The following is a 23,164-nucleotide window of genomic DNA, read 5'->3' as shown; positions in this document are numbered from 1 at the left end:
CACAACGGGCCACCCGATGACTTTGAAAGCTATGGCAAATTGGCGAGCTTTCGCATTCTTTGCCACGGACTTTTGTGCCACAATGCATTCACACCTCGCGTCACTGACGCATCGACCCTGACTCCTGGCGAGTCCATCTTCTGCTTCAAGTCGTGCATATGCGCACGCGCCGACTGGTTGGCTACCAGTGTGGATATTCCTTGTGCTAAGTGTTTTCGCCGAACACTTCCCTCATCATCAGCTCGTAATACGCGTTCTCGCGGTGCCTCCTTGTGAGTGCACGCGATGGACACCGTTCGAGCCCGGGATCATGTGGAGCTCTCTCTCAAAGGCCCCTCCCGGGCAGAACGGCAGCCGTCGAGCCGATCCGTGAACCTGCGGCCGAACCTGTGGGTTCGCGAAATGGGTTGCTGTGCAGCGTGACCATGCTGCACGAGGACGACTTTACGTCCTCAGCATCGAGCAGCGCACAACTGTGCGCCGCTCCCTCAGTGCCACGCCCCCGGAAGGGGCGTGGCATTGCAGGTTCTGATACCAAAGCTCGCTGCCGGCGCAATCCGGAGCGGGCTTTTTTGTTTCTGGCGCACCTTTCGTGCGGCCAGTCTTCCGGAAGCCTGCGCGTCAGGCCTTCTCATTGCCGCAACGACCCAGCGCGGGGCCGACACAGCCCAGCGCCTTCGGGAGCATGCTGCGTCCATCCGGGCCGACGTCGTTCATTTTCCTGACAGGAGAAAGGACGTACCATGCATGCACCCATCACCTACAGCGAACCTGGCGAACGCCGGAGCCTGCTAGAGGAGCGGCCCACGCGGCCACCGATCATTGGCAAGATCCGGCCCGGCATCAAGGTCCTGACCAAGGCCGCACGCGAGAAGCCTGAAGCCATCAAGATCCATGACCGGATGTTGGCCCAGGGAGAGAGCTTCGAGCGCATGGGGCTGGAGATATCCCGGGCAACCGGCATCAAAACGCCCCTTGTTCCGAAGAATGTGCCGTGGTTCACTTGCCGCGGCTCTGACTTCGCTAACCCGGCTGTGGCGGAGGAGATCGTGCAGCGCTACGGTGAGGATCGTGGCGACGGCAACGGCTTCCGTCTTTGGCGCTTCCCGGTCATCTTCGCGTTCGACGACTGGCTGAGCAATATGCCCAATCAGCTCGTTGCATGGACGCAGAGCGGCCGCCAGTTCTTCTCGGAGTATGGGCGGGACGGCAGGCGCTACTGCAAGATGTACGCACCCCCCGTGCGCGACGCTCGCGCAAATCGGGCGAAACGGACTTGGGGCGGTCGCACCATCATCCTGCGCCAAGACGACGATATCCCGGACGGCATCTGCGATCCGCACATATGCCCGCAGTACCAGGATGGCAATTGCAACCTGTCAGCCAGTTTCTTTTTTGCGCTGCCGAGCATTTCCGGCCTGGGCCTCATCGAATTGCCGACAACCTCAATTTACGTCCTGCAGAAGGCTCACGCCGCCATGCAGACCGTTGCGTTGGCGCGCGGCAGGCTGGTGGGCGTCAAGTTCTGGATGGCGAAGCAGGAGGTGGAGATCAGCCGTATCGATGATAGCGGCAGGGCGGTGCGCCAGATGCAATGGCTCATCACGCTGGACGCCGAGATCGATATCGCTGCCCTTTTGGACGGGTCGGACCGTCGTGCGCCGGCACTCGAGATGGCGACACAGGCGGTTGCAGCGCTGGAAGACGAGTTGCATCCAGCGGAGCAGATGCCGCTGCCGGGCGATGAACCGCCGCAGCAGTCGGAGGTTGCTGATGCCCATGCTGCTCATCAAGTGCCCGGTGACGGCGATGACCTGGAAAGTCAGTTCGAGGATCTGATGGCGCGTCTGGGCCTGGCCAATCAGGAGGGCCGGGCACAGTTCCGCATCTACGCGTCTGCCACTTTCGGGCGCGGCTGGACCAAGCGCGACCAGGACGTTCGCCAGCTGCTTGGCGAAATGCGCACAGCGTTGACCAATCCGCTCGGGTTCCGCGAACAGGTTGCCGCGCTCGCTGCCGAAGTCGCACCGTAACGCCAGCCTCGTGCCGGCATGTTTAGGGACGCCATATGGCTTCCCTTTTCCTTTTCTGCCGCACGCCGGCACATTCCCTTGGAGGTCATACCATGCACAATGAAGGCGACAGCCTGCTTGTCGCGCATTTCTCGGATCTGCACTATTCCCCTGGCCACCTGGCAGAGGCCGATCGCTGTTTCGGCTTTGCGGTCGATGATGCAATTGCTGGCGGCTGTCAGCTTGGCGTGGTGTCGGGAGATTCCACCGACCACCGCCTGGATGCGCACACGCCGGCGCTCTCTACGTTGGCACGCCGCGTTCACCAACTGACGGCGTGCATGCCCGTTTTGATGCTGCAAGGCACGTATAGCCACGAGCCCCCGGGCACGCTGGACCTGTTTCGCCTCATCGGCGCACAGTACCCGGTCTATGTCGCGGATCGCATCCATCAGGTTGCGCTATGCGCCGGACGGTTCGTGCCGTCGGCGGGGCCGGTCTTTGACACCGCCGAGATCGACGTGCTGGTAGCACAGCACGGCATACCGGAGGTGGTTTTCACCTGTGTGCCGACGGTCAACAAGGCTGTGCGGGCGGCCGCGGCCGGCGTGGCGAGCGCAGCCACGGCAGTTGGCGATCACCTGGCCGACTATCTGAAGGCGGCGGGCACTGTTAATCGCCAATGGCGATCGCGGGGCGCGCGCACGATCGGCGTATCCCACGGGACCGTCAACGGGTGCCAGACCGAGCACGGGGTGCCGATGGCCGGATTCGACCACGAATTCACCATTGGTGCGCTGTTCGATGCCGACTGTGATGCCTTCATGCTTGGGCACATTCACCGCGCCCAGCAATGGGCACAGGAGGGGAGGGTGGTGGCCTATCCGGGCTCCATCGGGCGTTTCCATTATGGTGAGATCGGAGAAAAGGGCTACCTGCGGTGGCAGATTGCTCCCGGTCGAGCCGAAGCCTCGCTGGTCGCGACACCGGCGCGCCAGACCGTCTGCATCGACATCGACGGCCCGCCGGATATGGCGCAGCTGACCGAGATGGCCACCGATGCTGCCGACAAGTTCGTGCGCATTCGTTGGACGGTCAACGAGGAGCATCGCCAGCTTGTGGACCGGGAGGCCATCACGGCTCTATTTGGCGCCAGTGCCGAGGTGAAGCTCGAAGCCCGGGTGCTCCCGGCGGTTCGCAGTCGTGCCGAAGGCATCAGCCGAGCCGCAACATTGCCCGAGAAGCTCGGACGCTGGTGTGAGTTGACGGGTGTTGAGGCCAATCCGCTCATGGACAGCCTCTCGATGCTCGAAACGCTTGATGCGCAGTCCATCGCCGATCGCGTGGTGGCGGGTCTTGTTGCTGATCCGGTGCTGCCCGCACCTGATGTTCTCCCACCCGAGTCTGTGTCGCCACCTGTCCTAGCGGCGCTGGTTGGCATGGAGTTGGATGACGACGTCGGTGTGCTTCCGGTGCCGCCTGTCTCGAAGACGGAAGCGGATCCCACACCGGGCTTGCCATCGTCGACGGTTGCCGCCCCAGCGATGGACTGGCTGACGGACGACCTTTTTGCGTAGCGATACGCCCAACCCTTAGAAGTCGGGTAGCCGCGGTGCGTTACTGCACCGCGGCCCCCTAAGAACGGAGCGGGCGACTTTCATCGCACTCCGCTCAAGCCCTTCAAAGCCCCGAGAATGGAGCCGGCTTCGATACAGTCAGACCACGGCTGTGGACTTGACGATGGCAGTTGGGATGCAGCATGACTAGGTTAGCCAACGTGCTAGGCCCGCCATCGACGCGACGTACTATGTGGTGGACATCCCACCCTGTGTCCGTCGTGATTCTCTGTCGACATAGTCCGCATGATTTGTCTTGATCCAGCCACAGCCGGATAAGGCTTCCTCGACCTTTCAGCGCGTGCAACATTTTTAGACCTTGTCGATCTTCGAAATACCTTTCCCACTGCGGATCAAAGGGATTTGCTGCATCTTGGATCTTGACGTGCCTGCGGATTTGAATGTCGGATGCCTTGGCCAAACGGATTAGGCGATGCTCGCTATCATGTCCATTCTCTTCGGAGTATGTTCCGAAGATCCAGGTTCTGGCGGCAATGCTGTGGAAGTACTTCGCCTTGATCCATGTTTTGCGCTTCCTAGAGTGTCTACGGCGGCTCCACTTCCAGAGTGCTTCCCAGATGTAAGAGTCGACTGTGCCGTAGGTGTCCTTCGCGACGATGTGACGATGGTAGGTAGCCCAGCCGGTGATGATTGGATTCAACTGGCGGATCAGATTCAACTGCGTTGCCGTAGCGTTATCCTTGATGACTGAGCGTACCTTCTCCAGAAAGCGTTGAACGTTCGCCTTCGACGGCTTGATGAAAAGCTTGCCATTCTTGTACTTGCGAACGTTCTGCCCCAAGAAGTCGAAACCTTCTGAGATGTGCGTGATCTTGGTCTTTTCTTGGGATAGCGTTAATCCACGCTCCCGCAGAAAGGCTTCGACCAGAGGCTTGACCTCGGTTTCCAGAAACTCTTTCGAGTGGCCTGTGATCACGAAGTCGTCCGCGTATCGCACAAAGTTGACCTTGAGCCTGATGCGTTCGCCCCCGATATAGCGACGATCGCCGAGGGTAGCTTCCAGCTTGCGCTGGAGTCCATCGAGTGCCCAGTTGGCCAACGCCGGCGATATGATTCCGCCTTGCGGCGTGCCGGCAGTTGTCAGAAAGTATTGCTGCTTCTCAAGGTACCCCGCGTCCAGCCATTTCTGGAGAACCACCTTGTCCGTGGGAACGTGAGCGGCCAACCATGAATGGGAGATTTCGTCGAAGCAGGCTTTGATGTCGCCCTCCAGGATCCACTGCGGGGCATTCTTCTTGGAAAGTACCTTGAAGCATTGCTCAATAGCATCCGCTGTGGACCGGTCTCTCCGAAATCCATAGGAGTTTGTATCCGCCAAAGTTTCCGACACTGGTTCCAAGGCTAGCAGGTGTAAGGCCTGCATCGCCCTGTCACGCATGCACGGAATGCCGAGTGGACGCAATTTCTGGGTACCGCTGCGTTTTGGTATGTATATTCTGCGCAACGGTTGCGGGGCATAGCCGCGACGGTTCAATGAGTCTATCGCGCGGCGTTTATCGTCGGGGGTGGACCATATGATGCCGTCCACCCCGGCCGTTTTCTTGCCGTGGTTTTCAGTCACTCGTCGCACGGCGACTGCTTTGCCGCTGAACGAGTGGGTCAGTAGCCATTGCAAGGCTTTCACCTTACCCCAGCGCCCTTTCTTCGTAGCCTTGACAATGCGTGATTGCAACCGTCTGACGTTCCCGACACAACCGGCCCATCTTATGTCGTGCCAGTGATCGAGTCTGCCGGAAGGCGCACCAGCGCATACTGCTTTTGCCATCATCTGCTCTCCTTCCTAAAAAGGTTTGTCAATCTGTCTTGTCAAGAAAGACCACGCCGAAGTCTGCCCGCTTTCGCGTAGTGTGATATTGCGTGTCCGCTCAACACCTATCGACCCGATTACAGGGCCGCATTCGCTTTCTCGGCGCTCCTTTACCCGCACCTGTAACAACGTTCCTCGCGGTTCGCCTGCCTGATGGCACAGATACGGGCTTACCATGTTCCGCGTACTTAACGAGAACGGGTTAGACCCTGCCTTTCCACCGGTGGTCTTGTTGTCCGCGTGTTCCTATCTATGACAGAAACATCCGACCACATACCTTTTGGTTCAAGCCTGTCAGCGCCTTTGGCTTGTCACATGTAACGATGTTTAAACAGCAGTTCACCTAAGTTGGTCATACCGTCCAGCCTAGCTTCCTCCCGCCTTGACGCTAGCAGGAGGCGACTTTTCTCGCGAAACGTCGCCGACCAAATGGTCAGACTACATTGTCCCGGTGGCTTCACACCCAGCCATTACTAGCTGCGCATGCACCGGTAGGCTACCGCCGGCGGAACGGCGGGTTTCATCGCTATCTCTAGCTAAAACAATTAAGTACGCGACTTCATGTCGCACCATGGAAGCCATGTTCCGACAGCCCTTGCGGCTGTCGAAACCCGGTTTTACCACGCGTCCTCGACGCATCGACCTCGCAGTATCCATCCTCTTTCTATCTACCCAGACGGGTGCTTCCCGTCTGGGGCGCATTCCGTCCTTTTCCAGGAGTGCATCATGATTCTGTACCACGCCGGTCCCGACTGGCTGTTCGTTGAAGAAACCTGCATGGACCGCTCGGTGATGGCCAAGCGCCTGGCCGACGCCCATGACTTTACGCAATGCATGCTGTACGAGCCGTTCGGCCAAGGCCGCGGTACCGTGATCGCCAAACGCGGTCACATGCTGGTCCTGGCGCTCGGTGAGGTCGGCCGAAACACCTTCTTTGCTGTGGCCCCTTCCAAGGAGCTGCAGGACCTGATCTGGTCAGTGTCCAACGGTGTGGCTTCCCAGTGGAGCCAACTTGAACTCAGGGCCATCACCGGCTTTGAGGACTGGCCAGCGGTGCTCAAGATGGCCGCCTGCGAATTTGCCGCAGCGCGACGCTCCCTGGAACGCGCCATCGCTGGCAAGCCGGAACGCGAGGCTCCTGTCGTTGCCGAGATGCCGGTGTTCGACGACAACGCCATGGAAGTCCCGTCTGACTACCTCCACTCCTTCAACGGTACGGAGGTGTCCGAATGCGTCCACTGAAACTGATGCTCACCGGATTCTATGGCGTCCGTGATGGCATGAAGCGCGATAGCGTCACGTTGGACCTGACGACGCTGCCGGGCGGCCTGATCGCGCTGGTCGGCCCCAACGGGGCCGGCAAGACCACGATCATGGACAACCTGCACCCATTTCCCATCATGCCGAGCCACGCGAGCAAGATGTCGGCCGACGCGTTCTCGTACTGGGACCATCTCTGCGCCCCGCGCGCCGAGAAGGATTTGGAGTGGGAGCATGGTGGCAAGACGTATCGCTCCGCGTTCGCGTTCCGCAATCCTGGCAAGAGCCGCAAGGCCGAGTACTACCTGTTCGTAACGGACGCTGGAGGTGACTGGAAGCCGCTGCAGTTGGCTGACGGCACACTGTCGGACGGCAAGGCGGACACCTACAACCGGTGTCTGGAAGCCGTGCTTGGGTCTCCCGAGGCGTTCTTCACCAGTGTGTTCTCTGCCCAGAACCGGCGGCCGCTCGCCAGCTACCAGGCTGGCGAGATCAAGAAGCTGCTCGCCGAACTGCTCGGGATCGACCATCTGCGCGACCTGTCCGCGAAAGCTGGGGAGGTTGCCAAGCTGCTCACCCGCTCGCTGGACACTCTGCAGCGCGACGTGTTGACCCTCACGGGAAAGCGCGATCGGGCCGCGGTGGTTGCGAAGGAGATCTGGCAGGTGGGCGAAAGCCTGGATGCCCAGCGCGAGGCCCGGGACGCGGAAGCAGCCAAGGGTGCCAAGCTGATGCAGGAGCGCGCGACGCTGGCTGCGAAGCAGGAGGCCAATGCCGGTACCGAAGCGCGGTTGCGGGAATTGAACCAGCGCAAGGGCGAGTTGGATCGGCGTGCGGCATTGCTGACCAGTGACGAACAGGCGGCTGCCGGCCGTGCTGCGGCGCGCCGGCGCGATCTGGACCGGAGCGCGGCAAACCACCGCGCTGTGCTGGCGGAGGCCCCGGCCATCGAATCGGCTGCCGGCGAGCGGGATGCCTTGCAACTTGCCATTGGCCGGAAGCAGGTGGAACTGGCCAACCAGCAGGCGACTGTGGAGAAGCTCGATGCGGTGCAGGTCGAGCACGCGGCGCTGAGTTCCGAGCTCAAGGGGCTGGAGCAGCGCGGCGCCTCGGCGGCGCAGCTGCTCAAGTCGCTGAAGCTGCAGGCTGATGTCATCGAGACGGTTCCTTGCCGGGACGACCCGATGCACGCCACCTGCCCGTTGCTGGCGCAAGCCCGAAATGCCAAGGTCGGTCTCAGTGAGCAGGCCGTGACGGTCGAGGCGCTTCGCGACAGCTATCGCAAGAAGCAGGCGCAGGCGCAGGCGATGCAGGACTCGCTTGCGGCGCGCACCCAAGCGCGGAGTGACTTCGCGGCGCTGCGGGCCGACTTGGAACGTGATCAACAGTCGCTGCAGCGTCTCACGGCCCTGGCGGCCAGGAAGCCCATGCTGGACACCGCGCGAGAAGGGCTGGCGCAGGCCGATCGTGATCTGACAGCCTTGGCTGAGGAGGAAGCCGGCCGCGCAGACCGCCACAAGCGGGATGTTGCGGATGTGCAGGCCCAGCTCGAAGCGGTGCGCAGGGAACTGGCAACGCTGGCCACGGAGGATGTGACCGGCATGCTGGCCCAGATGGACCGCCAGATCGCTGCCAGCCGGGAGGCTGGCGCTGCCATCGCCGGCCGAATCGAAGCACTGATTCGGCAGGAGAGCACGCTGGTGGCCGAGCGCGAGCGCCTGGATGTCGAGCTTGCCGGCTTGCCGGCGGCAGAGGCCAAGGCGCAAGCGCTGTCTGACCAGATCGCGCAATGGAAGCTGTTGGCAAAGGGCCTGGGCAACGATGGCGTGATCGCGTTGTCCATCGATGACGCGGGCCCGGCCATCACGCAAATCGTCAATGACTTGCTGCTGGCCTGCTACGGACCGCGATTCACCATCGCGATCCAGACGCTGACCGAGCTGGCCAACGGCGAGAAGCGGGAAGGCTTTGCCATCGATGTGATTGACGCCGACAACGACAGCACGAAGGATTTCTCCGTGATGTCAGGTGGGCAGAAGGTGTGGATCAACGAGTGTCTGACCCGCGGAATCGCCCTATACCGGGCGCAGGACGCGCAGCAACCGTTCCAGACTCTCTTTACCGACGAGGCCGATGGTCCCTTGGATCCGGAGCGCAAGCGTGCCTTCATGAAAATGAAGCGCGAGGTGCTGCGACTGGGCGGCTACGAGCGAGAGTTCTTCATCTCGCAAACGCCGGACCTGGTCGACGAGGCTGACGGCGTCATCGATGTCGCTGCCCTCGCGGCCCAGTAAGGCCGCAATTCCAATCATTCAACACGCCCGCATCTCCGACAGGGGAGCGGGCTTTTCTATTCTGACCCCAACTATGACCTCGAACAACCCTATTCTCAGTGAGGACCAGGAGCGGCTTGTAGCCGCTTCTATCGAGCTTGGCACGCAACAAATCCACCGAGAGATTGCCGCGGGCCGGATTCCGCCAACCATCACCGAGTTCGCCGCACTGCACGACTATGTCGACGCCAACGAGTTTGGCGGGCTGTGCGATGAAGACGGACAGTGGCGTAGCTTGTTTCCACGTGAGACCGCAGCCGACGCTGAGATCTTCTGCGAAGCCGCCAACCGAGTGCAGGATGCATTGGCGAAGTGGCTGGCGAATAGCGCCGAGCGCAACGCATTGCTGGTGACTAATCTGGTCGACGATGCGCTCAATGCTGCGTGCCTGGCCGTCCAGACGCAGTTGAAACTGGATTATGGAGATGTGGCCGGCGTCTTCTTCTCTGGCGAGCAGAAGGTGGCATTTCAGGAGATGTTTGCCCGCTATGCGCTTTGCGAGATCGCAATGATGTCTAAAGACGAAGGTGCGTGAGGTTTTGCATGCCCTTTCAATCTCGCCTTTCGGGCACGGCAGTCCTTGCAGTCAAATCCGATACCTGCCGGGCATCGTCTCGCGCGACGCCGGGCTGGAGCTAAGTCATGAACCATATTCAAACGGCTGTGAAGGCCGAGCTCGACGCGCTGCGCGATTTCCGCAACGTGCCCGCCGCAGCCTACCTATACGTCGAGACGCACGGGGCCAAGTTGGCCGAATGGGATGCAACGGGCGAAAGCGTCTCGAACATTGCCGATCTCGTGCTGGACATTCTCGCTGCAAGGTAAGCCATGAACCGTCGGAACGAGCCTGCGAAGTCTTTGAGGTTCGAGCCGCGATCAGGCGTGCGGGCGGTGGCGCCTTTACGGACGCTTAAGCGCATTCTCCCTACCAATCCCTTGCGGGCTCTTGCTCGCAAGCCTACATATTTCAAGCCATGTCAAAGATCATGATTTCGGCGGAACACGCCGCAAAGTTGCTGCCTCGCGGTAAGAAGGTGCACACGTTTTTCAAAGTTTTCGGCTGGATTGGTGCCGACGTTGACCGGACCAAGGTGCTGGCGGCATTTGCGTCAGCCCAGGAGGTTGAAGTGTCTCCCGATGCTGCTGCGTGCTTCGGCCATCAGCTGGCCGTAAGGCTGGACGGCATGCGAACCTACATCGACACCAACCAGAAGGCCTTGCGCAAGCTGGTACCGCAAGCGGTTACCGCGTGAGGACGGATCATGCACCTCATTGTCGACATTGATATTGGTGGCGCAGCGTTGCAGAGGACGGCCGGTCCCGCCGAAGCCGCGCAGCAGTTGCGCGAGTTGGCCAACGAGATCGAACGCAAGGTAGTTGATTTCTCCGTCTGCCGCGAGGGCCAACGCCTGGCCGGCACGGACGGCGGATGCGCAATCGCCTATCTCGCCGATCTGTAGCACTTCCAAGTTGGCGTGGTGGTAAGTTGCTACGCCTCAGCACGCTCTCTTCTAGAGCCAATGTAAAAAGCCCCGAGATCCGCAAGGACTTCGGGGCATTTTCTTTTGGCTCGTGGGAGCCAGGTGCGATTACATCGCGGCGTCCTTCAGCTTCTTCATCGGGCGGACCTTCACCTTGACCGATGCGGGCTTGGCTGCGAACCACTGGTCCTGGCCCGTGAACGGATTTTTTCCGAAGCGCTTCTTCGTGGCCGGGACCTGGATGGCCGACACCTTAAACAGGCCGGGGAAGGTGAATTCACCGGCGCCCTTCTTGTGAATCGCGCTCACGATGGTGTTTTCCAGGTGGGCCAGGACGGTTTGGACGGTCTTCTTGTCCAGCTCGGTCTGGGCGACCAGGTGGGCGAGGAGGCTCGACTTGTTGAACGTGTCCTTCAGCGGCTTGGCGACCGGAGCAGTCGCGGCAGCCTTCTTGGCAGGAGCCGCCTTCTTGGCGGGGGCGGCCTTCTTCGCCGGAGCAGCCTTCTTCGCTGCGGTCTTCGTTGCAGTCTTTGCTACGGGTTTCGCTTTCGTGGCCATGGTCGTGTCTGGTTAGAAAAATGCGCGCCCGATGGCGATTTACACGGGCGCACCGGCGAAGAATAGCAAAACCGGCAGCCTGCGCAAGAGGTTTAACGCGAAAGGAAATCCCGCTGGACACCGTGAAAGCAATCTATCGGCGCGCGATCGCCATGGCTTTCCTATTTGCCTGGATTGACGGGGCCTGAGGCTTCTCGCAGCGCATCGCCTTCGGGCATCAGGGTCGCGGCGATTCGGTCACAGGTGCGAGTGCTGGCCAGCCCCAACATTTGACTGACCTCATCGCGAAAATGGCCGGCCAGGAGCTGGCGGCGGCAAAAGGTATTGCGCAACGTGCGCGGGCTTGGCTCAGCGCCGACGAACCCGATCTCTGCAAGAGCGGTGGCCACGATGCGGCCGAAACTCATGTCGGTGATCGGTCGGCCATCCGGGGTGAGGGTGAACAGCAGGTCGCCGTCGATAGGGAGCGTCACGCGCCGTGCGCACCACGCCCGCAGTATCGGTACCGCGAACTTGGCCAGGTGTACGGTCCGGGCGTCTCGCGGGCCACGAGTGCGCACGACCAGGTAGGGCGGGATCGCGTCCGGCCACAGATCCGCTAGGCGCGCGGCGCGAGCTTCTCCCGCGGTGATTCCCGTGCCGAGGAAAGCGGCGACGATCGCGCGGCTGCGCAAGCTGGCCACATCGTCAGGAATCGATCGAAGGTAGGCCTGTAGCCGCGCGTCCTCGGCTTCCGTCAGAAACAGAGGTGTGGGCTCCTGATCTGGCCACGGTTCAGCCGAGAGCAGAGAGGCCGCAGGGTTGTCCAGGCGTACGCCGGTGAAGACCAGATGCCGGCACAGCCGGTCCAGCAGCTTCACGTACCGCGTGCGGGTGGCCTGGGAGTATGTGCGGCCATCCGGTGTTTGCCAGAACGCGTCGAGATCGGCCGCGCCAAAAGTCGCGATGCTTGCGCCCTTGGTCATCAGGTGTCGGCGGAAGTTCTCGAACATCGCCTGATGCTGGACGATCGAGCGTGCCGAGAACGGGCGGCGATCGGCGCCGGCTGCCTCACGAGCCTGCCAGTCGCGGTAGGCGAGGATTGGGTTGCTGAGCCAGAGGGAGTCCATTTGTGCCATACCCGCTGTTATATACTGAATTTGGCCCATCCCACACCCCTGCCACCGCTACGCGGCGGATCTTGCTTGCAGGCCAGGGGGTCAGAACCGCGGCCGCCCATAACGGTTGCGGCGCGCGGCGAGCCTTGCGCGGGTGCAGGCATAGCGGGGGTAGGCGGCATCCAGCATGTCCGCAATCCGTTCCAAGCGGTCCTCCTGCGTAAAACAGCACGCGAGCAGGCATTCGTCGGCGCAGTAGCGCATGATCTTCAGTAGCAGCGCATACCGCTTTTCGGGCGGGAACTGCAGATTGCCGACCTTGGCCCACGCTTTCAACCCGGTATGGGCCAGCGCCACGAGTTTGTCGGGCGTAGCCGGGCCGGTTTGGCACAGTTCAACCGCTTCACGATGCAGTTGCCGGTCGAAATCACTCATGCCCGCTCCCCGGTGAAAGGCTGGAGATCCGCGACCCTGACCCAGCGGGGGGAGATTTTTGCGCGTCCACGCACGAAGTCTTCCACCTCAACATCGGCAGTGGGACCGCTGGGCCCGTTGAAGACGGAAAGCACTCGCACCTGACGGGCGGGGAGGGCTGGCGCGGCCCGGTAGCGCAGGGTCGCGATTGCGCCGGCCTGGATCCGACCGTAGGCGCGAAAGATCGGGGTACCGTTGGCATGCTGGCCGATCTGGTCGCGGAACGCAGACTTCAGCCCTGAAAGAAAGGCGCCGAGCTGCGATCGCTGCATGCCGATACCACCACAGGTTTCCTGCAGGGCAGGCAGGGCAGGGCCGTACCGGCAGGCCAACGCGGCCCGCATGACGCGTCGATACTCGGCGCCGCCAGCGAGCATCACCGATCCGACGCGCGTTGGCCAGGCAGCGGGCCGCAGGTAGGTCGACAAATCCGCCATCATCTGGTCGGCACGTTGCCGGGTCATTCGCTGGTCGTAGGGTGCGATCTCTGTGTCGGGCTGCAGGAAACCGTGCCGCGCGGACAGGATCAGGACGCGGGGCGCCACATCGCTGCGCAGGTGTGCCCGGTACGATTGGTACATGACGCCCCGATAAAGATCGATGGCAGGTGCATTCCGCTCGAGCTTCGAGCCGGAACAGGCCATCAAAAGCAGGGCGGGCTCGGCGGCCTCGTTGCAGCGCGCCGGCACGATGGGGAACAGGGAAAGTTGCGTGGTGGAGAGCATTGGGTGGGTATCTCGTTGCATGCTTCCCACTCTACCGAGATCACCCCTAAGTCAAGGGAGCCGCGCACCCGCCTATCGTTGGACCGTGCCATCGTCCGGTTCGCCGATCCAATTTTTCCGAGGACAGCAGGAAATAAGCCGGTTTATCATGGAAAGGAGCGCTAGGGATGGTGTCCAAAACCAGCTCAGCGACGCTGAACTGATCATACGAGTCGCCAGATGAAATCGAGGAGCCATTTCACGCCAATCCGATGCCAATTTCGGCATGAACGCGGACGATTTCGCCCCCGTTTCGGGTCTGCTTCCCGATTCCGGGCGCACTCATCCCTTGGCTGACTGCAAAATTCGTCGGCGCATCATCCACAGATTGCTCAAGGCAAACAGTGTGTGCAGTTGCTGCGTGTTTTTCATCAACCCACGGTAGCGCACCTTGAGGTGGTCGAACTGGCGCTTGATGACGCGAAACGGGTGCTCCGCCTTGGCGCGGATGCGCGCTTTGACGCGTTCGAGCTCGTCGCGCGCCTTGCCCATCGGGGTGTCCTTATCCAAGGCGCGGCGCTTGCCAGGGCGCATCGCGACGTGCCAGTTTGCCGCGATGGCTTGCGTCTCGCCGCGCTTTTCCACACCTTGGTAACCCGCATCACCGAATACGTCAGTCTCGTCGCCATGCACCAGGGCGTGGGCTTGCGTGACATCGTTGACGTTGGCGGCCGTGCCCACCACCGTGTGCACCAGGCCCGAGTCAGCATCCACGCCAATGTGAGCCTTCATGCCGAAATGCCATTGGTTTCCCTTCTTGGCCTGGTGCATCTCAGGGTCGCGCTCTCCCGATTTGTTCTTGGTCGAACTCGGCGCCGCGATGAGCGTGGCGTCCACCGCCGTGCCTTCTTTAAGCATGTAGCCGCGGGCAGTGAGTTGCTCGTTGACGGTCTTGAGAAATTGCTCGGCCAGTTGATTGCGCTCGAGCAGATGCCGAAAGCGCAGAATGCTGACGCGGTCGGGAAGGCGGCTCATGCCACCCAAGGCAGCGAATTCACGGTACAGAGGCGTGTCATACAACGCTTCCTCCATAGCCACGTCGCTCAGACCAAACCACTGCTGCAGAAGGTGGATGCGTAGCATCGCCTCAACAGGAAATGGCGGACGACCCGTTGCTTTGGCCGGCGCATGCGGCGCAATCAGTGCCACAAAATCACGCCACGGCACCACGCGTTCCATCTCGTCAAGAAACACGCGCTTGCGCGTGCGCCGATTGCTCAAGTCCAAGCCGAGGTCTGTCTGTTTCATGCACTCATTGTGGCTGCCAAGCCTGCTCATGGATATCAGGCCTTGTGCGGGTTTTGAACACAATCCCTAGCCGTTTCTCTCTCGTAACAATGCTCGAAATCGAGCGTATTCCGAGATGGAGAAACGATGCACATCAGACGCGCCAAGACCCTCAAACCGTCCCAGATCCGACATCTGCTCCGGGTCACCGAAGCCACCAGCCGGCACCCGGAGCGCGACACGCTCATCTTGTTACTGGCATTCACCTGCGGCATGCGGGTGTCGGAGGTTGCCAGAATCGAAGTCGCCGACGTTCTGCTGCCCAGTGGCCAACTTCGCGAAGAGGTGAGCCTGCGAGCGGCTATCACGAAAGGTTGCCGGCAACGTTGCGTCTATCTCAGCCATCAGAAGACAGTGGCGGCCCTGGAGCGCTACATCGAATGGCGATGGCTGAACAACAAGGGCACCGCAATGGATCGCCGCACGTGGCGTGGTCTGATGCCAGAGACGTGTCTGATCCTGACGCACAAGGGCGGTCGGTACGAGCTGAGTGTCAAGCGTCGCGTCAACGATGCCGGCGACCTGGTCGAGTACCTGGCGGCCGACAGTTTGCAGAGCTACGTTACAGGCCTGTACCGCGCGGCGGGCTTTGGCACCGGCTACAGCAGCCACTCTGGCCGCCGAACGTTTGCCAGCCGACTCCTCGCACAGGGCCACTCGCTCGAAACCGTGCAAACGTTGTTGGGGCATGCCGAGCTGGACCACATTGCGCCGTATCTCGAAGTTTCAAACAAAGAGCGTCGAGAGGCGGTAGCAGCACTTGGTGATAGCCTTTAGTAGCTACAATGTAGAAACAGAATCTTGACGTGTTACGCCTTTGTATCTACAATGAATCTACGCAATAGGAGTGCCGAGATGGAACTGTCAATTCAAAAATGGGGCAACAGCGCGGCTGTGCGCCTGCCCACAACCTTGCTTGAACAACTCAAGGTGGCATTGGGAGACAAGCTGTCTGTCGATGTGCGTCCGGACGGCGTCATGCTTAAGCCTGCTCGGCACAAGTATTCACTCGATGAGTTGGTTGCTCAGTGCGACCCCAAGGCGCCGACCCCTGAGGGGCTGGGTGATTGGAGCGGGGTCAAACCGGTGGGGCGCGAAGTATGGTGAGGCGCGCCAAGTTTGACCGGGGCGACATTGTGCGAGTGAGCTTGAACCCAACAGAGGGGCGGGAGCAACAGGGCGATTTCCGTCCTGCGCTTGTGCTTTCACCGGCAGCATTCAACGCTCTGGGTGTTGCCCTGGTTGCACCGATTACGCAGGGAGGCGATTTCGCGCGCTTCGCTGGTTTTGCTGTTCCGCTGTCTGGTGCTGGCACGGCGACCCAAGGTGTCGCGCTGGTGAACATGGTGCGCACGCTGGATCTTGAGGCTCGCGGCGCGAGGAAGCTCGAACGCGCACCTGCCGAGGTTGTGGAAGATGCGCTCGCCCGCCTTCAAACCATCCTCGAATAGCCGTTAGTAGGCGTCAACACAGGAAAAGCACCAGGCGCACGTGCGCCCCGCACCGGCCGGCAGCCGATAGGTAAAGATCAACCATGGGTGAAGCCAAGAGACGGGGAAGCCGCGAACAGCGGGTCACGGCGGCAAGGGGTCGGAATGAAGCTGCGCTTTCGCACATGGCAGAGTGGGTCAATCTGCCTGTTGACGAGGAGCTGTACCTGTTCTGCAGCAACTTGTACAGCGCCGCAGCTCATATGAGTATGCCCGTTGATAACCCTGCATCAAGGAAGATTGGTATTGAGGGTTTTGGGACGTTCGCCTTCTCTGACATTCCGGTCAATCGGGGGATGTTGGCAGTGACGAAAGAGCTTGAGGAGCAAGGTATTGCCCAGCCGACGCGCTTCTCGATGTGCTGGCGGGTCATGCACTTCGGCGACGTCTTGGCTGAAAGGGAGCGCTTTGCGAAGTGGATACGGCCTGGAGAAGAGCCGGACGCAGTTTCCGTGGCGGAAGCGCTGATTCGGGCGTGCGCAATTGCTCGGATTGATTTGTCCGATGACAAGGGCTCGTTCGACATGGACGATGTGGCGAGACACGCAGCGGAAATTGAGGCTCGACTCGACGCCGAGGATGGCAACGCCAATCGCGAGAGTAATAGGAAAAAGAAAGGTAAAGCGAGAATGGAAGACTATGCAATTCAAGTAGCTGAATGGCTCGAAAGACGGGTGCGCAGCGCCGAGGATCGCGACCCGATGCTGGCGGGTCTGAAGCAGAAGGTTAGGGAGACCACCGCGGCGGTAAATGCAGCTGACGAAGACAGTCTGCCGGCCGCGCTGCATGCCCAGGAAGAGGCCATTCAAGCGCTAGTCAAGCACCGCCCGACCAGGTAACGAAGGGGAAAAGAAGAATGGATTGGCTTCCTGCCTTTTTACTGGAGCGTCCGCGCCGTCTGTTGGTGACGGGACGCCTGTTTGTATATCTGGGCGGCCTGTGGTGCATCGCTGGCGTCGCCGGAGCCTTTGCCACGCGCGCAATCGGGATACTTCAACATACCGCACGCTCGGCAGCGCCGTCGCTGCAACTGGCGGATCTTTACCCCGGCTTGCCAACTTGGTGGGTGCCTGAAAGCTGGCTCGGTGCGCTGCCGCCGATCGCGCTCGTAGCCTTCGGCCTGTGGCTGGTCGCCGTAGGCAATAAACTGCTGCGCTTCCTTGGTGAAGCCGAATAGCTGCCACCTAACCGACACTAAAAGCACCTGGTGCGACAACGCCCCGCCGCTGGCCGGTAGCCAGCTGAACATAGGGAATGGAATGAGGATGGACAAAGAGAATGACCAGAATGCTCTGCCACGAAAGCCTTTGACCGGCGAGTTTGTAATGCATGTTGATGCTCCGATCTCGATCACGTTTCGTGGGAAAACAGGGGAACTTGATATAAACGCGATGGCGGCGGTAGCGGGCCAAGTGGAGGCGGTAAAGGTGGTTATTCGACTCACCAACGAGGGGGCAGGGAACCTCATTGGTGCCATCCAGAAAGCTATCGAAGTGGGCGGTATTGTTGTATCCGAGGCCCCTCCCAAGGTCGTCCAATAGACCACGGAAAAGGGACTGGTATGCACTGGCTACTCACTCCGTACGACAAGCACGCTGATGATGGTTTCGGTGCAATGGCGTCTGCCTTTAAGGCGAGTGCCGAAACGCTGATTGCCGCAGAGAAGGACTCCATTACGCATCGCGAGCTACCGACCTGTTTCCTGTTGCGGCACGCTGCCGAGTTGTTTCTCAAATCTGCGCTCATCGTGTCGCACCGCGCTCTCGTTGCGAGCGCTGATCCCTATCCTCCTATTCGGGTAGCTGAAAAGCAAAAGTCATTGACGAGCGTTCACAGTCTCAGTGTGCTTTATCGATCCCTAATTGAATTGCTGACGCGTCATCGAGCCGAACTGGAATTGCGCGCGAAGACGGATTGGCTTTCGACGCCGCCTGAGCTTGATGACGCCATAGCTATAATTGATGAGATGGACAGCCGAGGAGTGTTTTTCCGTTATCCAACAGAGAACAACTCAACGAAATCGAGCAACAGGCCGCTGCCGATCGAAGACATTTCAAGATGGCCGGCAGAGAAGCAGGGCCCGCTCAAGGCGTTTGTCGTGGTCGATCAAAATGACACTGTGATCGAAGCATTTCGTTACACGCCTGACCTTCTGAAGTCGGAGCTTGAGACGCTTACAACCGCATGTGAGTGGTTGAACTGCCTCCACCTTGGGCTGCGCCACGAATTGGCAGGGGGATGGTGAACGATGATTTTGTATCACGCAGTGCAACAGAACGGATCGGAAAAGCAGGGCGAACACGATAGAGTCGATGAACGAGCAGCTTCATCAGCACGTTCGCCGCAGCGCGTCACAGTCGGGCGGTAAGAATCGACAAACTATGCCGCACTCGTTGCATGAGGAGTTCCCTATGTCTCACAAGTTGCTTAGTTTGAATTTTACGTCAGTCGTTTCGGAGGGCTGGGAAAGTCTTCCCAATCTGGAGAAGCTTAAGAGGCAGATCGCGACTGCCGTACTTGCCCACAGCGAACTTACTCAGGAGGATCTTGGCATGTATGCACCTCCGAAAGAGATAAGAGAAGTTAGGGTCACGGCCGCCGCCGGCGATCAAATTACATGTATGTGGCACGGTCATCGAAATCGCGGGCGGAAGGCCCCGCCTACTATTCCACTGAAAATCTTCGTCTTTGGTTTCGGGCAAGATTCTGATGGCACGTGGGCAGACATCGAAGTCTTTCCCGGTATTGACGACTGGTCCGTTGAATGACCAGACTGACAATGCGCCGTCGCTTTATTTCGTGACCTTATGGCCGCAGATCGCCGCGCATGATGACTGGCGCAAGCTAACCCGGAAAAGAAGAATGAAGACGACACGGAGCAACCAAGCCAAGATGGGTAGTACGCCTTACCTCCGCCTATGTGCCGCAACGCTTTCTTTCTCACTGGTTGCATGTGCAGCTCCGCAGTTGGGTGAGCTTCGTTCATTCCCTCCCCGTGACACAGCAAGTGTACAGGCGCCAGTCGAGTGCCTATATGAGAAGGGTCGCGAGCATGTCTCTTCCTACCTTGGCATGAGCGAGCCCAAGTATCAAACGTTCATCAATTCCGCGCGAACCGATGCGTGGTTCCGGCAGCCCCTGACGTTAGTCGAGTTGCAAGCTACGGCGCGGAACATAACTGAGATAACGCGGCGGCAGACATCCTCGGCGGCCGCGTTGGGCCAAGGGGACGACCTTATGCAATACCTGCGGAGCAACCCGTGTGGGAGTTTGGCAACGCCGAAGAACTGACCGAGAACGTTGACGTGACGGCGAAACGCCCATTGGAAAGGCCGTTGTCCCGGCACTGACGGCAAGGAAATTTACAACTTGAGAAGGAGCAATGCATGACGAAAACTGAATTGATCGATGCCATCGCGGCTGGTGTGGACGGCCTGACGAAGGCCAAAGCGGAACAGGCGCTGAACTTTACCCTCAACACCATCATGGACACCGTGGCCAAGGGTGACACCCTGAACTTGATCGGCTTCGGCAGCTTCGGCAAAGGCGAACGCGCCGAGCGTATGGCGCGCAACCCTCAGACTGGCGAGGAGATCAAGGTCGAAGCAGCCAAGACCGTGAAGTTCAAGGCGGGCCAGAAGTTCAAGGATGCCGTCAACAACTAACCAGGTGAGCTGACGCCTGATCCTTGCCGCTGCGAAGCGGCGGCAACCGTCAGGCCTCGACGTGGCACCAGATAGGAAAAGAGCATGTCATCACTGACCACCGCAGATGTGCGCCGACTCGCGATCAACGTACTTCGCGACGCCGCAGAGTCCCGCAAGATGCCATCCTGTGCCGAGCTTGACGAGGCGACTGCAGGCCGCCGTGCAGACGCGGCCGAGACGCTGGAAGCGACCCTTGCCGACCTTAGGGATCACGAGTAGGAAATATTCATGAATAAGACCGTTGAACAAGCTGAAGCCGCGCTGGCATCAGCGAACGCCGCCCTCCTGAGCGAGTTGGAGCGCGATTGCGAACGTAGTGAAGGAAGTGGCGCCCAGGAGCGCCGCCGCGAGGAGCGTCAGCAGTCGCTGCGTGATGCCGTAGACCAGTGTGAACGCGATCTTGAAGTTGCAAAGCGACAAGCTATAGCCACCGCTCCGGAGCCTTCAAGAACAGACGCTTGGTGGGAAGGGTTCCACGCGCGGCGTGAGAAGAAGCCGAGCAGGCCGCCCTATGGGATCGGCACCCAGGAATATTCCGATTGGTCGGATGGTTGGGTGGCAGGTGCAGACTAGGAAAAGGAGAATATCTTGGACCAGTGCAAGATGTTGCCTTTGACGTGCAATATTGAAGGCCTACGTACGCACTCCGTGGCAAGCAACATGTTCGGCTTTGGGGAAGAAGCCGATCTCGTAAGGCGATGGCGGACATGGCTCGTGCACTGTCTAGTCAAGGCGGGACGGCATTACAATGAGGCTCGCAGCATCGTCCTGTCCCAAATCGAAGCCAACCACCAGGCCTCAAACGTAGCTCGCTTTCCCATCTTTGACTTCGCGCTAGCCATGGAGGACTGCGTCACCTCGATCGATAAGAGTGCCACCTGTATCTCTGCATTGGCAAAGTCCACCCCCGCTCTCGCGACGTTTGCAGTCAATCATTTGCTGGAGAGACAACAGCTGAAGGCAATCCGTAACCAACAAGAGCATATGCATCAGCAGGTGGCGAGTGGTCAGACTGGCGGCGGCCCAATTCTGCTCTCGCTGACGGAGGATGGGGAGGCGATTCGCCTGCGTGATTTGAGAATGCCATTGGTGTCTGTTCATGCATTAATCGGGGAGTTGTATCGAGTGCTTTGTGATATCTACCCGAACTTTGATGCCGATTCGACACCAAAGCCAGCGGGTACGCTGCAGCTATCGATGCAGATTCTCATTGATCCCGTCATCTCCCCCAGCAACACTTAGCAGCCCGACCACCAGGGGAGGAAAAGATGATCTCCTCCATTCCAAACAACAAGTAGTCCACGGGGAGAATCGCCATCATGGAACGACACAAGCGAGTAGGCATTCTCACCATGGCGATTGCCATGGTTTTCGCGTTCGCCTCAGTGGTCTTCTCAGAGAACGCTTGCTATCCGGGCTCGCCAGCCGATGAGTCGTTGGTGAGGTTGCTGCTGGTCCGCTTGCGCATCAACGTCTATGAAGAGATCCCGGGTAACGAGTACGGTGACCACATCTACCTGCCGTTGAAGTATCTGCTGCTTGCATCGGTCGCCACATTCACGCTGGGAATGCTGTGGCACAAAGCCGTTCTCCCATTGCCGTCTGGACGGGCAAAGTCGGCATCGTCCGAAGATGAAAACTCGTAGGTAAGGAAAGGAATCCACTATGGCAGAACTCACAACAAGACCTCTTGCATTTGCGGAACAGCCATGAATTACGACGAATCAGCCGCTGAATCGAAGCGGCAAGAGCTGCTAGACGCCGCATTGTCAGCCGGCCCCCCGGTTCACGAGCTTCCTGTCGCTGTGCTCGAATCCGTTCTAGCAGCATTCACAAGCGTGACGCCCCCGGAGAAGCCTGAAGTTCGGTTCGATTTCGTCACGGTGAATTCGCTCCACACTACGCCAAAAGCGCAGTCGCGCAAACCAGGGAATGTTCTTCTCAACTGGCGCAAGCTGGTCGATATCGTCCCTGATATCTCGCTCGCAGGCATTGGCGCAGCCACCTTGCCTGTAGCGCCGGTGTTGGCGGCTGCTCTTGCCGGGCTGTATATTTGGAATAAGGTTTGGCGTGGAAGTGCGGAAGATTTCTCTGATGTCGAAGCCCTAACGATCCTCGCCCTGTGGCAGCATCGAAATGGTGAGGACAAAATCAACGAGAATGACGGCTTGGTGAAGACGAACCAGCTACGTGCACAGTACTCGATGCCCCCACTCACCCCCGGGCAGTATGCAGCTGCGGTCAATAGGCTCGTTGAGATCCATTGCATCGAACTCGAGAACGGGGTCATCTGGTTGTGCGAATCGGTCCGGGTCAAGTACTCCTGATATCAGGAGTACTGCTAAGTAGGAAAAAGAGAATAGAAGTCGAAGTCGAAGTGGACGGCCGGGCGATCTCTGTTTTGGCAAGACGGCACTGGACAAGGTTGTCAGATGGGACCTGCCGTCGAAACTCGGGGATCGTCAGGAAACGGGGATCACCTACACATACAAGATTAACGATCTCGCCGAATGGGCCAGAAATCCGGCTGTCCAGCAGTCATATCCTGGCATTCAGGACGTCATCGCCAACGCGGGGAAGCTGCAGAAGACGCACGGATTGACGCTCACCAATCAAGGCTGGGTAGCCAACGGCCTGTAGGGGGCGCTCCGTTCCGCTAGGAGCGGCGACAGCTCGGCCGGCCGTCACCCGGCTGCAATGTGGGAGGAGGTCCCTTCAGCGTGGGCGAAGTGCCTTCCCTTCGCCGATCCCCATACGCCGCGGAGACGCTACTGGATGCTTGATGAGCCCAAGGGCGTGCGAAAATCCTGTGGGCATTGCCCACAGCCTTCGACGACTACAGAGTCATGCGCTTCAGGCCTGCAGGTAGATACGTCGACAGGGGCTTTCCGGAGACATAGCCAGCACTACGCGAGTCGCATTGCGATTTAGCGTAATCGAGCACCGATGCAAAGGTTGCTCCGGGCTCGGCAATGCCGTCACCCCGGCCGAACCAGGCCAAGGCCATGATGTAGCTTAAATCGTCTTTGGACAGGCCTTCCAGAACTTTCAGCGTCGGATTCGGCCCCTGCTTCAGAACAGCCGCGATATCGGCCAGTTCTTTTTTGGTGTCCTTGCCGCCGAATGTCATGGTAATGCCGTTGGGATGCCGTGCTTGTTCTTCAGCACGATACTGGCCGTCGAGTCGTACCAGTTCATCAATAGTCTTGCGAAGCTTCGGTGTCACACTAACTCCTTGTTTTTATTCAGACTGAGGA

General features: G+C 59.7%; 29 protein-coding genes. 22 read left to right on the top strand and 7 right to left on the bottom strand.

Going from position 1 to position 23,164, the window contains the following annotated elements:
• The first annotated feature begins 743 nt into the window (after positions 1-743).
• Entirely contained in the window at positions 744-2,033 is a 1,290-nt protein-coding gene (locus AC1Q6V_RS32340; protein WP_439673144.1) for a recombination directionality factor, read from the top strand.
• Between the two features lie 92 nt (positions 2,034-2,125).
• Complete coding sequence (locus tag AC1Q6V_RS32335) at positions 2,126-3,589, top strand: metallophosphoesterase family protein (RefSeq protein WP_439673145.1); 1,464 nt, start codon at positions 2,126-2,128, stop codon at positions 3,587-3,589.
• Between the two features lie 103 nt (positions 3,590-3,692).
• On the opposite strand, the gene ltrA is transcribed toward AC1Q6V_RS32335, so the two are convergent.
• The gene (ltrA, locus tag AC1Q6V_RS32330; RefSeq protein WP_439673146.1) at positions 3,693-5,417 is read right to left on the bottom strand and encodes a group II intron reverse transcriptase/maturase; all 1,725 of its coding nucleotides are present in this window, start codon (positions 5,415-5,417) and stop codon (positions 3,693-3,695) included.
• Between the two features lie 765 nt (positions 5,418-6,182).
• Here ltrA and AC1Q6V_RS32325 point away from each other — a divergent pair.
• From AC1Q6V_RS32325 to AC1Q6V_RS32300, 6 genes are all read left to right on the top strand, one after another.
• Positions 6,183-6,698 carry a hypothetical protein gene (locus AC1Q6V_RS32325; RefSeq protein WP_439673147.1) on the top strand — a complete coding sequence of 172 codons (516 nt, stop codon included), beginning with the start codon at positions 6,183-6,185 and terminating at the stop codon, positions 6,696-6,698.
• Positions 6,686-9,010, top strand: a complete 2,325-nt coding sequence (locus AC1Q6V_RS32320; protein ID WP_439673148.1) for an SMC family ATPase — start codon at positions 6,686-6,688, stop codon at positions 9,008-9,010. The genes AC1Q6V_RS32325 and AC1Q6V_RS32320 overlap by 13 nt, the downstream gene beginning before the upstream one ends.
• Positions 8,985-9,584 carry a histidine phosphatase family protein gene (locus AC1Q6V_RS32315; RefSeq protein ID WP_492344727.1) on the top strand — a complete coding sequence of 200 codons (600 nt, stop codon included), beginning with the start codon at positions 8,985-8,987 and terminating at the stop codon, positions 9,582-9,584. Before AC1Q6V_RS32320 ends, AC1Q6V_RS32315 begins: the two co-directional genes overlap by 26 nt.
• Positions 9,585-9,691: 107 nt before the next feature.
• Positions 9,692-9,874: a hypothetical protein gene (locus AC1Q6V_RS32310; RefSeq protein ID WP_439673150.1), complete on the top strand. Its 183-nt coding sequence runs from the start codon at positions 9,692-9,694 to the stop codon at positions 9,872-9,874.
• A gap of 149 nt (positions 9,875-10,023) precedes the next feature.
• Positions 10,024-10,302 carry a hypothetical protein gene (locus tag AC1Q6V_RS32305; RefSeq protein WP_439673151.1) on the top strand — a complete coding sequence of 93 codons (279 nt, stop codon included), beginning with the start codon at positions 10,024-10,026 and terminating at the stop codon, positions 10,300-10,302.
• A 9-nt stretch (positions 10,303-10,311) separates the two neighbouring features.
• Positions 10,312-10,509 (top strand): cell division protein ZapA, encoded by a 198-nt coding sequence (locus tag AC1Q6V_RS32300; RefSeq protein ID WP_439673152.1) that lies wholly within the window; start codon positions 10,312-10,314, stop codon positions 10,507-10,509.
• A 129-nt stretch (positions 10,510-10,638) separates the two neighbouring features.
• Here the strand turns inward: AC1Q6V_RS32300 and AC1Q6V_RS32295 are convergent, their stop codons facing one another.
• The 5 genes from AC1Q6V_RS32295 to AC1Q6V_RS32275 all read right to left on the bottom strand — a co-directional run bounded on the left by AC1Q6V_RS32295 (position 10,639) and on the right by AC1Q6V_RS32275 (position 14,671).
• The gene (locus tag AC1Q6V_RS32295) at positions 10,639-11,088 is read right to left on the bottom strand and encodes an HU family DNA-binding protein (protein ID WP_439673153.1); all 450 of its coding nucleotides are present in this window, start codon (positions 11,086-11,088) and stop codon (positions 10,639-10,641) included.
• 161 nt (positions 11,089-11,249) lie between these two features.
• The gene (locus AC1Q6V_RS32290) at positions 11,250-12,236 is read right to left on the bottom strand and encodes a tyrosine-type recombinase/integrase (RefSeq protein WP_439673154.1); all 987 of its coding nucleotides are present in this window, start codon (positions 12,234-12,236) and stop codon (positions 11,250-11,252) included.
• Between the two features lie 51 nt (positions 12,237-12,287).
• On the bottom strand, positions 12,288-12,620 hold the full coding sequence (locus tag AC1Q6V_RS32285; RefSeq protein ID WP_492344728.1) for a hypothetical protein: 333 nt from the start codon (positions 12,618-12,620) through the stop codon (positions 12,288-12,290).
• Complete coding sequence (locus AC1Q6V_RS32280; protein ID WP_492344729.1) at positions 12,617-13,384, bottom strand: DUF6884 domain-containing protein; 768 nt, start codon at positions 13,382-13,384, stop codon at positions 12,617-12,619. The genes AC1Q6V_RS32285 and AC1Q6V_RS32280 overlap by 4 nt, the downstream gene beginning before the upstream one ends.
• Positions 13,385-13,705: 321 nt before the next feature.
• Complete coding sequence (locus AC1Q6V_RS32275; RefSeq protein ID WP_492344730.1) at positions 13,706-14,671, bottom strand: IS5 family transposase; 966 nt, start codon at positions 14,669-14,671, stop codon at positions 13,706-13,708.
• A gap of 126 nt (positions 14,672-14,797) precedes the next feature.
• On the opposite strand from AC1Q6V_RS32275, the gene AC1Q6V_RS32270 reads away from it, so the two are divergent.
• From AC1Q6V_RS32270 to AC1Q6V_RS32205, 14 genes are all read left to right on the top strand, one after another.
• A complete protein-coding gene (locus AC1Q6V_RS32270) occupies positions 14,798-15,487 on the top strand; it encodes a tyrosine-type recombinase/integrase (protein ID WP_492344731.1) in 690 nt (229 codons plus the stop codon).
• A 78-nt stretch (positions 15,488-15,565) separates the two neighbouring features.
• On the top strand, positions 15,566-15,817 hold the full coding sequence (locus AC1Q6V_RS32265) for an AbrB/MazE/SpoVT family DNA-binding domain-containing protein (RefSeq protein WP_459570504.1): 252 nt from the start codon (positions 15,566-15,568) through the stop codon (positions 15,815-15,817).
• Positions 15,811-16,161, top strand: coding sequence for a type II toxin-antitoxin system ChpB family toxin (locus AC1Q6V_RS32260; protein ID WP_492344732.1), 351 nt, complete (start codon positions 15,811-15,813; stop codon positions 16,159-16,161). Before AC1Q6V_RS32265 ends, AC1Q6V_RS32260 begins: the two co-directional genes overlap by 7 nt.
• Before the next feature lie 83 nt (positions 16,162-16,244).
• Positions 16,245-17,039: a hypothetical protein gene (locus AC1Q6V_RS32255; RefSeq protein WP_492344733.1), complete on the top strand. Its 795-nt coding sequence runs from the start codon at positions 16,245-16,247 to the stop codon at positions 17,037-17,039.
• Between the two features lie 17 nt (positions 17,040-17,056).
• Positions 17,057-17,377, top strand: coding sequence for a hypothetical protein (locus AC1Q6V_RS32250; RefSeq protein ID WP_492344734.1), 321 nt, complete (start codon positions 17,057-17,059; stop codon positions 17,375-17,377).
• An 88-nt stretch (positions 17,378-17,465) separates the two neighbouring features.
• Positions 17,466-17,741, top strand: a complete 276-nt coding sequence (locus AC1Q6V_RS32245; RefSeq protein WP_492344735.1) for a hypothetical protein — start codon at positions 17,466-17,468, stop codon at positions 17,739-17,741.
• 20 nt (positions 17,742-17,761) lie between these two features.
• Positions 17,762-18,445, top strand: coding sequence for a hypothetical protein (locus AC1Q6V_RS32240; RefSeq protein ID WP_492344736.1), 684 nt, complete (start codon positions 17,762-17,764; stop codon positions 18,443-18,445).
• Positions 18,446-18,512: 67 nt separating this feature from the next.
• On the top strand, positions 18,513-18,968 hold the full coding sequence (locus tag AC1Q6V_RS32235) for a hypothetical protein (protein WP_195428836.1): 456 nt from the start codon (positions 18,513-18,515) through the stop codon (positions 18,966-18,968).
• A gap of 618 nt (positions 18,969-19,586) precedes the next feature.
• Positions 19,587-19,865 (top strand): HU family DNA-binding protein, encoded by a 279-nt coding sequence (locus AC1Q6V_RS32230; protein ID WP_195428834.1) that lies wholly within the window; start codon positions 19,587-19,589, stop codon positions 19,863-19,865.
• Between the two features lie 84 nt (positions 19,866-19,949).
• Positions 19,950-20,126, top strand: coding sequence for a hypothetical protein (locus tag AC1Q6V_RS32225; RefSeq protein ID WP_492344737.1), 177 nt, complete (start codon positions 19,950-19,952; stop codon positions 20,124-20,126).
• Positions 20,127-20,135: 9 nt separating this feature from the next.
• Positions 20,136-20,480, top strand: a complete 345-nt coding sequence (locus AC1Q6V_RS32220) for a hypothetical protein (RefSeq protein ID WP_492344738.1) — start codon at positions 20,136-20,138, stop codon at positions 20,478-20,480.
• Positions 20,481-20,495: 15 nt separating this feature from the next.
• Complete coding sequence (locus tag AC1Q6V_RS32215; RefSeq protein WP_492344739.1) at positions 20,496-21,149, top strand: hypothetical protein; 654 nt, start codon at positions 20,496-20,498, stop codon at positions 21,147-21,149.
• 77 nt (positions 21,150-21,226) lie between these two features.
• The gene (locus tag AC1Q6V_RS32210) at positions 21,227-21,553 is read left to right on the top strand and encodes a hypothetical protein (RefSeq protein WP_492344740.1); all 327 of its coding nucleotides are present in this window, start codon (positions 21,227-21,229) and stop codon (positions 21,551-21,553) included.
• 63 nt (positions 21,554-21,616) lie between these two features.
• Positions 21,617-22,234, top strand: coding sequence for a hypothetical protein (locus AC1Q6V_RS32205; protein WP_492344741.1), 618 nt, complete (start codon positions 21,617-21,619; stop codon positions 22,232-22,234).
• A 509-nt stretch (positions 22,235-22,743) separates the two neighbouring features.
• Here AC1Q6V_RS32205 and AC1Q6V_RS32200 read toward each other — a convergent pair.
• Complete coding sequence (locus tag AC1Q6V_RS32200) at positions 22,744-23,133, bottom strand: DUF3775 domain-containing protein (protein WP_492344742.1); 390 nt, start codon at positions 23,131-23,133, stop codon at positions 22,744-22,746.
• Between the last annotated feature and the right edge of the window lie 31 nt (positions 23,134-23,164).

It is taken from the genome of Cupriavidus sp. GW823-FHT07B10 (assembly GCF_058794355.1).
The sequence above is the reverse complement of the archived record's forward strand: the minus strand, read 5'-3'. Positions and strand labels throughout refer to the sequence as shown.

Excerpts from the sequence above, each read along its gene's own strand:
- AC1Q6V_RS32340 (WP_439673144.1), top strand. The coding sequence starts at position 744 with ATGCATGCACCCATCACCTACAGCGAACCTGGCGAACGCCGGAGCCTG.
- AC1Q6V_RS32335 (WP_439673145.1), top strand. The coding sequence starts at position 2,126 with ATGCACAATGAAGGCGACAGCCTGCTTGTCGCGCATTTCTCGGATCTG.
- ltrA (WP_439673146.1), bottom strand. The coding sequence starts at position 5,417 with ATGATGGCAAAAGCAGTATGCGCTGGTGCGCCTTCCGGCAGACTCGAT.
- AC1Q6V_RS32325 (WP_439673147.1), top strand. The coding sequence starts at position 6,183 with ATGATTCTGTACCACGCCGGTCCCGACTGGCTGTTCGTTGAAGAAACC.
- AC1Q6V_RS32320 (WP_439673148.1), top strand. The coding sequence starts at position 6,686 with ATGCGTCCACTGAAACTGATGCTCACCGGATTCTATGGCGTCCGTGAT.
- AC1Q6V_RS32315 (WP_492344727.1), top strand. The coding sequence starts at position 8,985 with ATGTCGCTGCCCTCGCGGCCCAGTAAGGCCGCAATTCCAATCATTCAA.
- AC1Q6V_RS32310 (WP_439673150.1), top strand. The coding sequence starts at position 9,692 with ATGAACCATATTCAAACGGCTGTGAAGGCCGAGCTCGACGCGCTGCGC.
- AC1Q6V_RS32305 (WP_439673151.1), top strand. The coding sequence starts at position 10,024 with ATGTCAAAGATCATGATTTCGGCGGAACACGCCGCAAAGTTGCTGCCT.
- AC1Q6V_RS32300 (WP_439673152.1), top strand. The coding sequence starts at position 10,312 with ATGCACCTCATTGTCGACATTGATATTGGTGGCGCAGCGTTGCAGAGG.
- AC1Q6V_RS32295 (WP_439673153.1), bottom strand. The coding sequence starts at position 11,088 with ATGGCCACGAAAGCGAAACCCGTAGCAAAGACTGCAACGAAGACCGCA.
- AC1Q6V_RS32290 (WP_439673154.1), bottom strand. The coding sequence starts at position 12,236 with ATGGGCCAAATTCAGTATATAACAGCGGGTATGGCACAAATGGACTCC.
- AC1Q6V_RS32285 (WP_492344728.1), bottom strand. The coding sequence starts at position 12,620 with ATGAGTGATTTCGACCGGCAACTGCATCGTGAAGCGGTTGAACTGTGC.
- AC1Q6V_RS32280 (WP_492344729.1), bottom strand. The coding sequence starts at position 13,384 with ATGCTCTCCACCACGCAACTTTCCCTGTTCCCCATCGTGCCGGCGCGC.
- AC1Q6V_RS32275 (WP_492344730.1), bottom strand. The coding sequence starts at position 14,671 with ATGAAACAGACAGACCTCGGCTTGGACTTGAGCAATCGGCGCACGCGC.
- AC1Q6V_RS32270 (WP_492344731.1), top strand. The coding sequence starts at position 14,798 with ATGCACATCAGACGCGCCAAGACCCTCAAACCGTCCCAGATCCGACAT.
- AC1Q6V_RS32265 (WP_459570504.1), top strand. The coding sequence starts at position 15,566 with ATGGAACTGTCAATTCAAAAATGGGGCAACAGCGCGGCTGTGCGCCTG.
- AC1Q6V_RS32260 (WP_492344732.1), top strand. The coding sequence starts at position 15,811 with ATGGTGAGGCGCGCCAAGTTTGACCGGGGCGACATTGTGCGAGTGAGC.
- AC1Q6V_RS32255 (WP_492344733.1), top strand. The coding sequence starts at position 16,245 with ATGGGTGAAGCCAAGAGACGGGGAAGCCGCGAACAGCGGGTCACGGCG.
- AC1Q6V_RS32250 (WP_492344734.1), top strand. The coding sequence starts at position 17,057 with ATGGATTGGCTTCCTGCCTTTTTACTGGAGCGTCCGCGCCGTCTGTTG.
- AC1Q6V_RS32245 (WP_492344735.1), top strand. The coding sequence starts at position 17,466 with ATGGACAAAGAGAATGACCAGAATGCTCTGCCACGAAAGCCTTTGACC.
- AC1Q6V_RS32240 (WP_492344736.1), top strand. The coding sequence starts at position 17,762 with ATGCACTGGCTACTCACTCCGTACGACAAGCACGCTGATGATGGTTTC.
- AC1Q6V_RS32235 (WP_195428836.1), top strand. The coding sequence starts at position 18,513 with ATGAACGAGCAGCTTCATCAGCACGTTCGCCGCAGCGCGTCACAGTCG.
- AC1Q6V_RS32230 (WP_195428834.1), top strand. The coding sequence starts at position 19,587 with ATGACGAAAACTGAATTGATCGATGCCATCGCGGCTGGTGTGGACGGC.
- AC1Q6V_RS32225 (WP_492344737.1), top strand. The coding sequence starts at position 19,950 with ATGTCATCACTGACCACCGCAGATGTGCGCCGACTCGCGATCAACGTA.
- AC1Q6V_RS32220 (WP_492344738.1), top strand. The coding sequence starts at position 20,136 with ATGAATAAGACCGTTGAACAAGCTGAAGCCGCGCTGGCATCAGCGAAC.
- AC1Q6V_RS32210 (WP_492344740.1), top strand. The coding sequence starts at position 21,227 with ATGGAACGACACAAGCGAGTAGGCATTCTCACCATGGCGATTGCCATG.
- AC1Q6V_RS32205 (WP_492344741.1), top strand. The coding sequence starts at position 21,617 with ATGAATTACGACGAATCAGCCGCTGAATCGAAGCGGCAAGAGCTGCTA.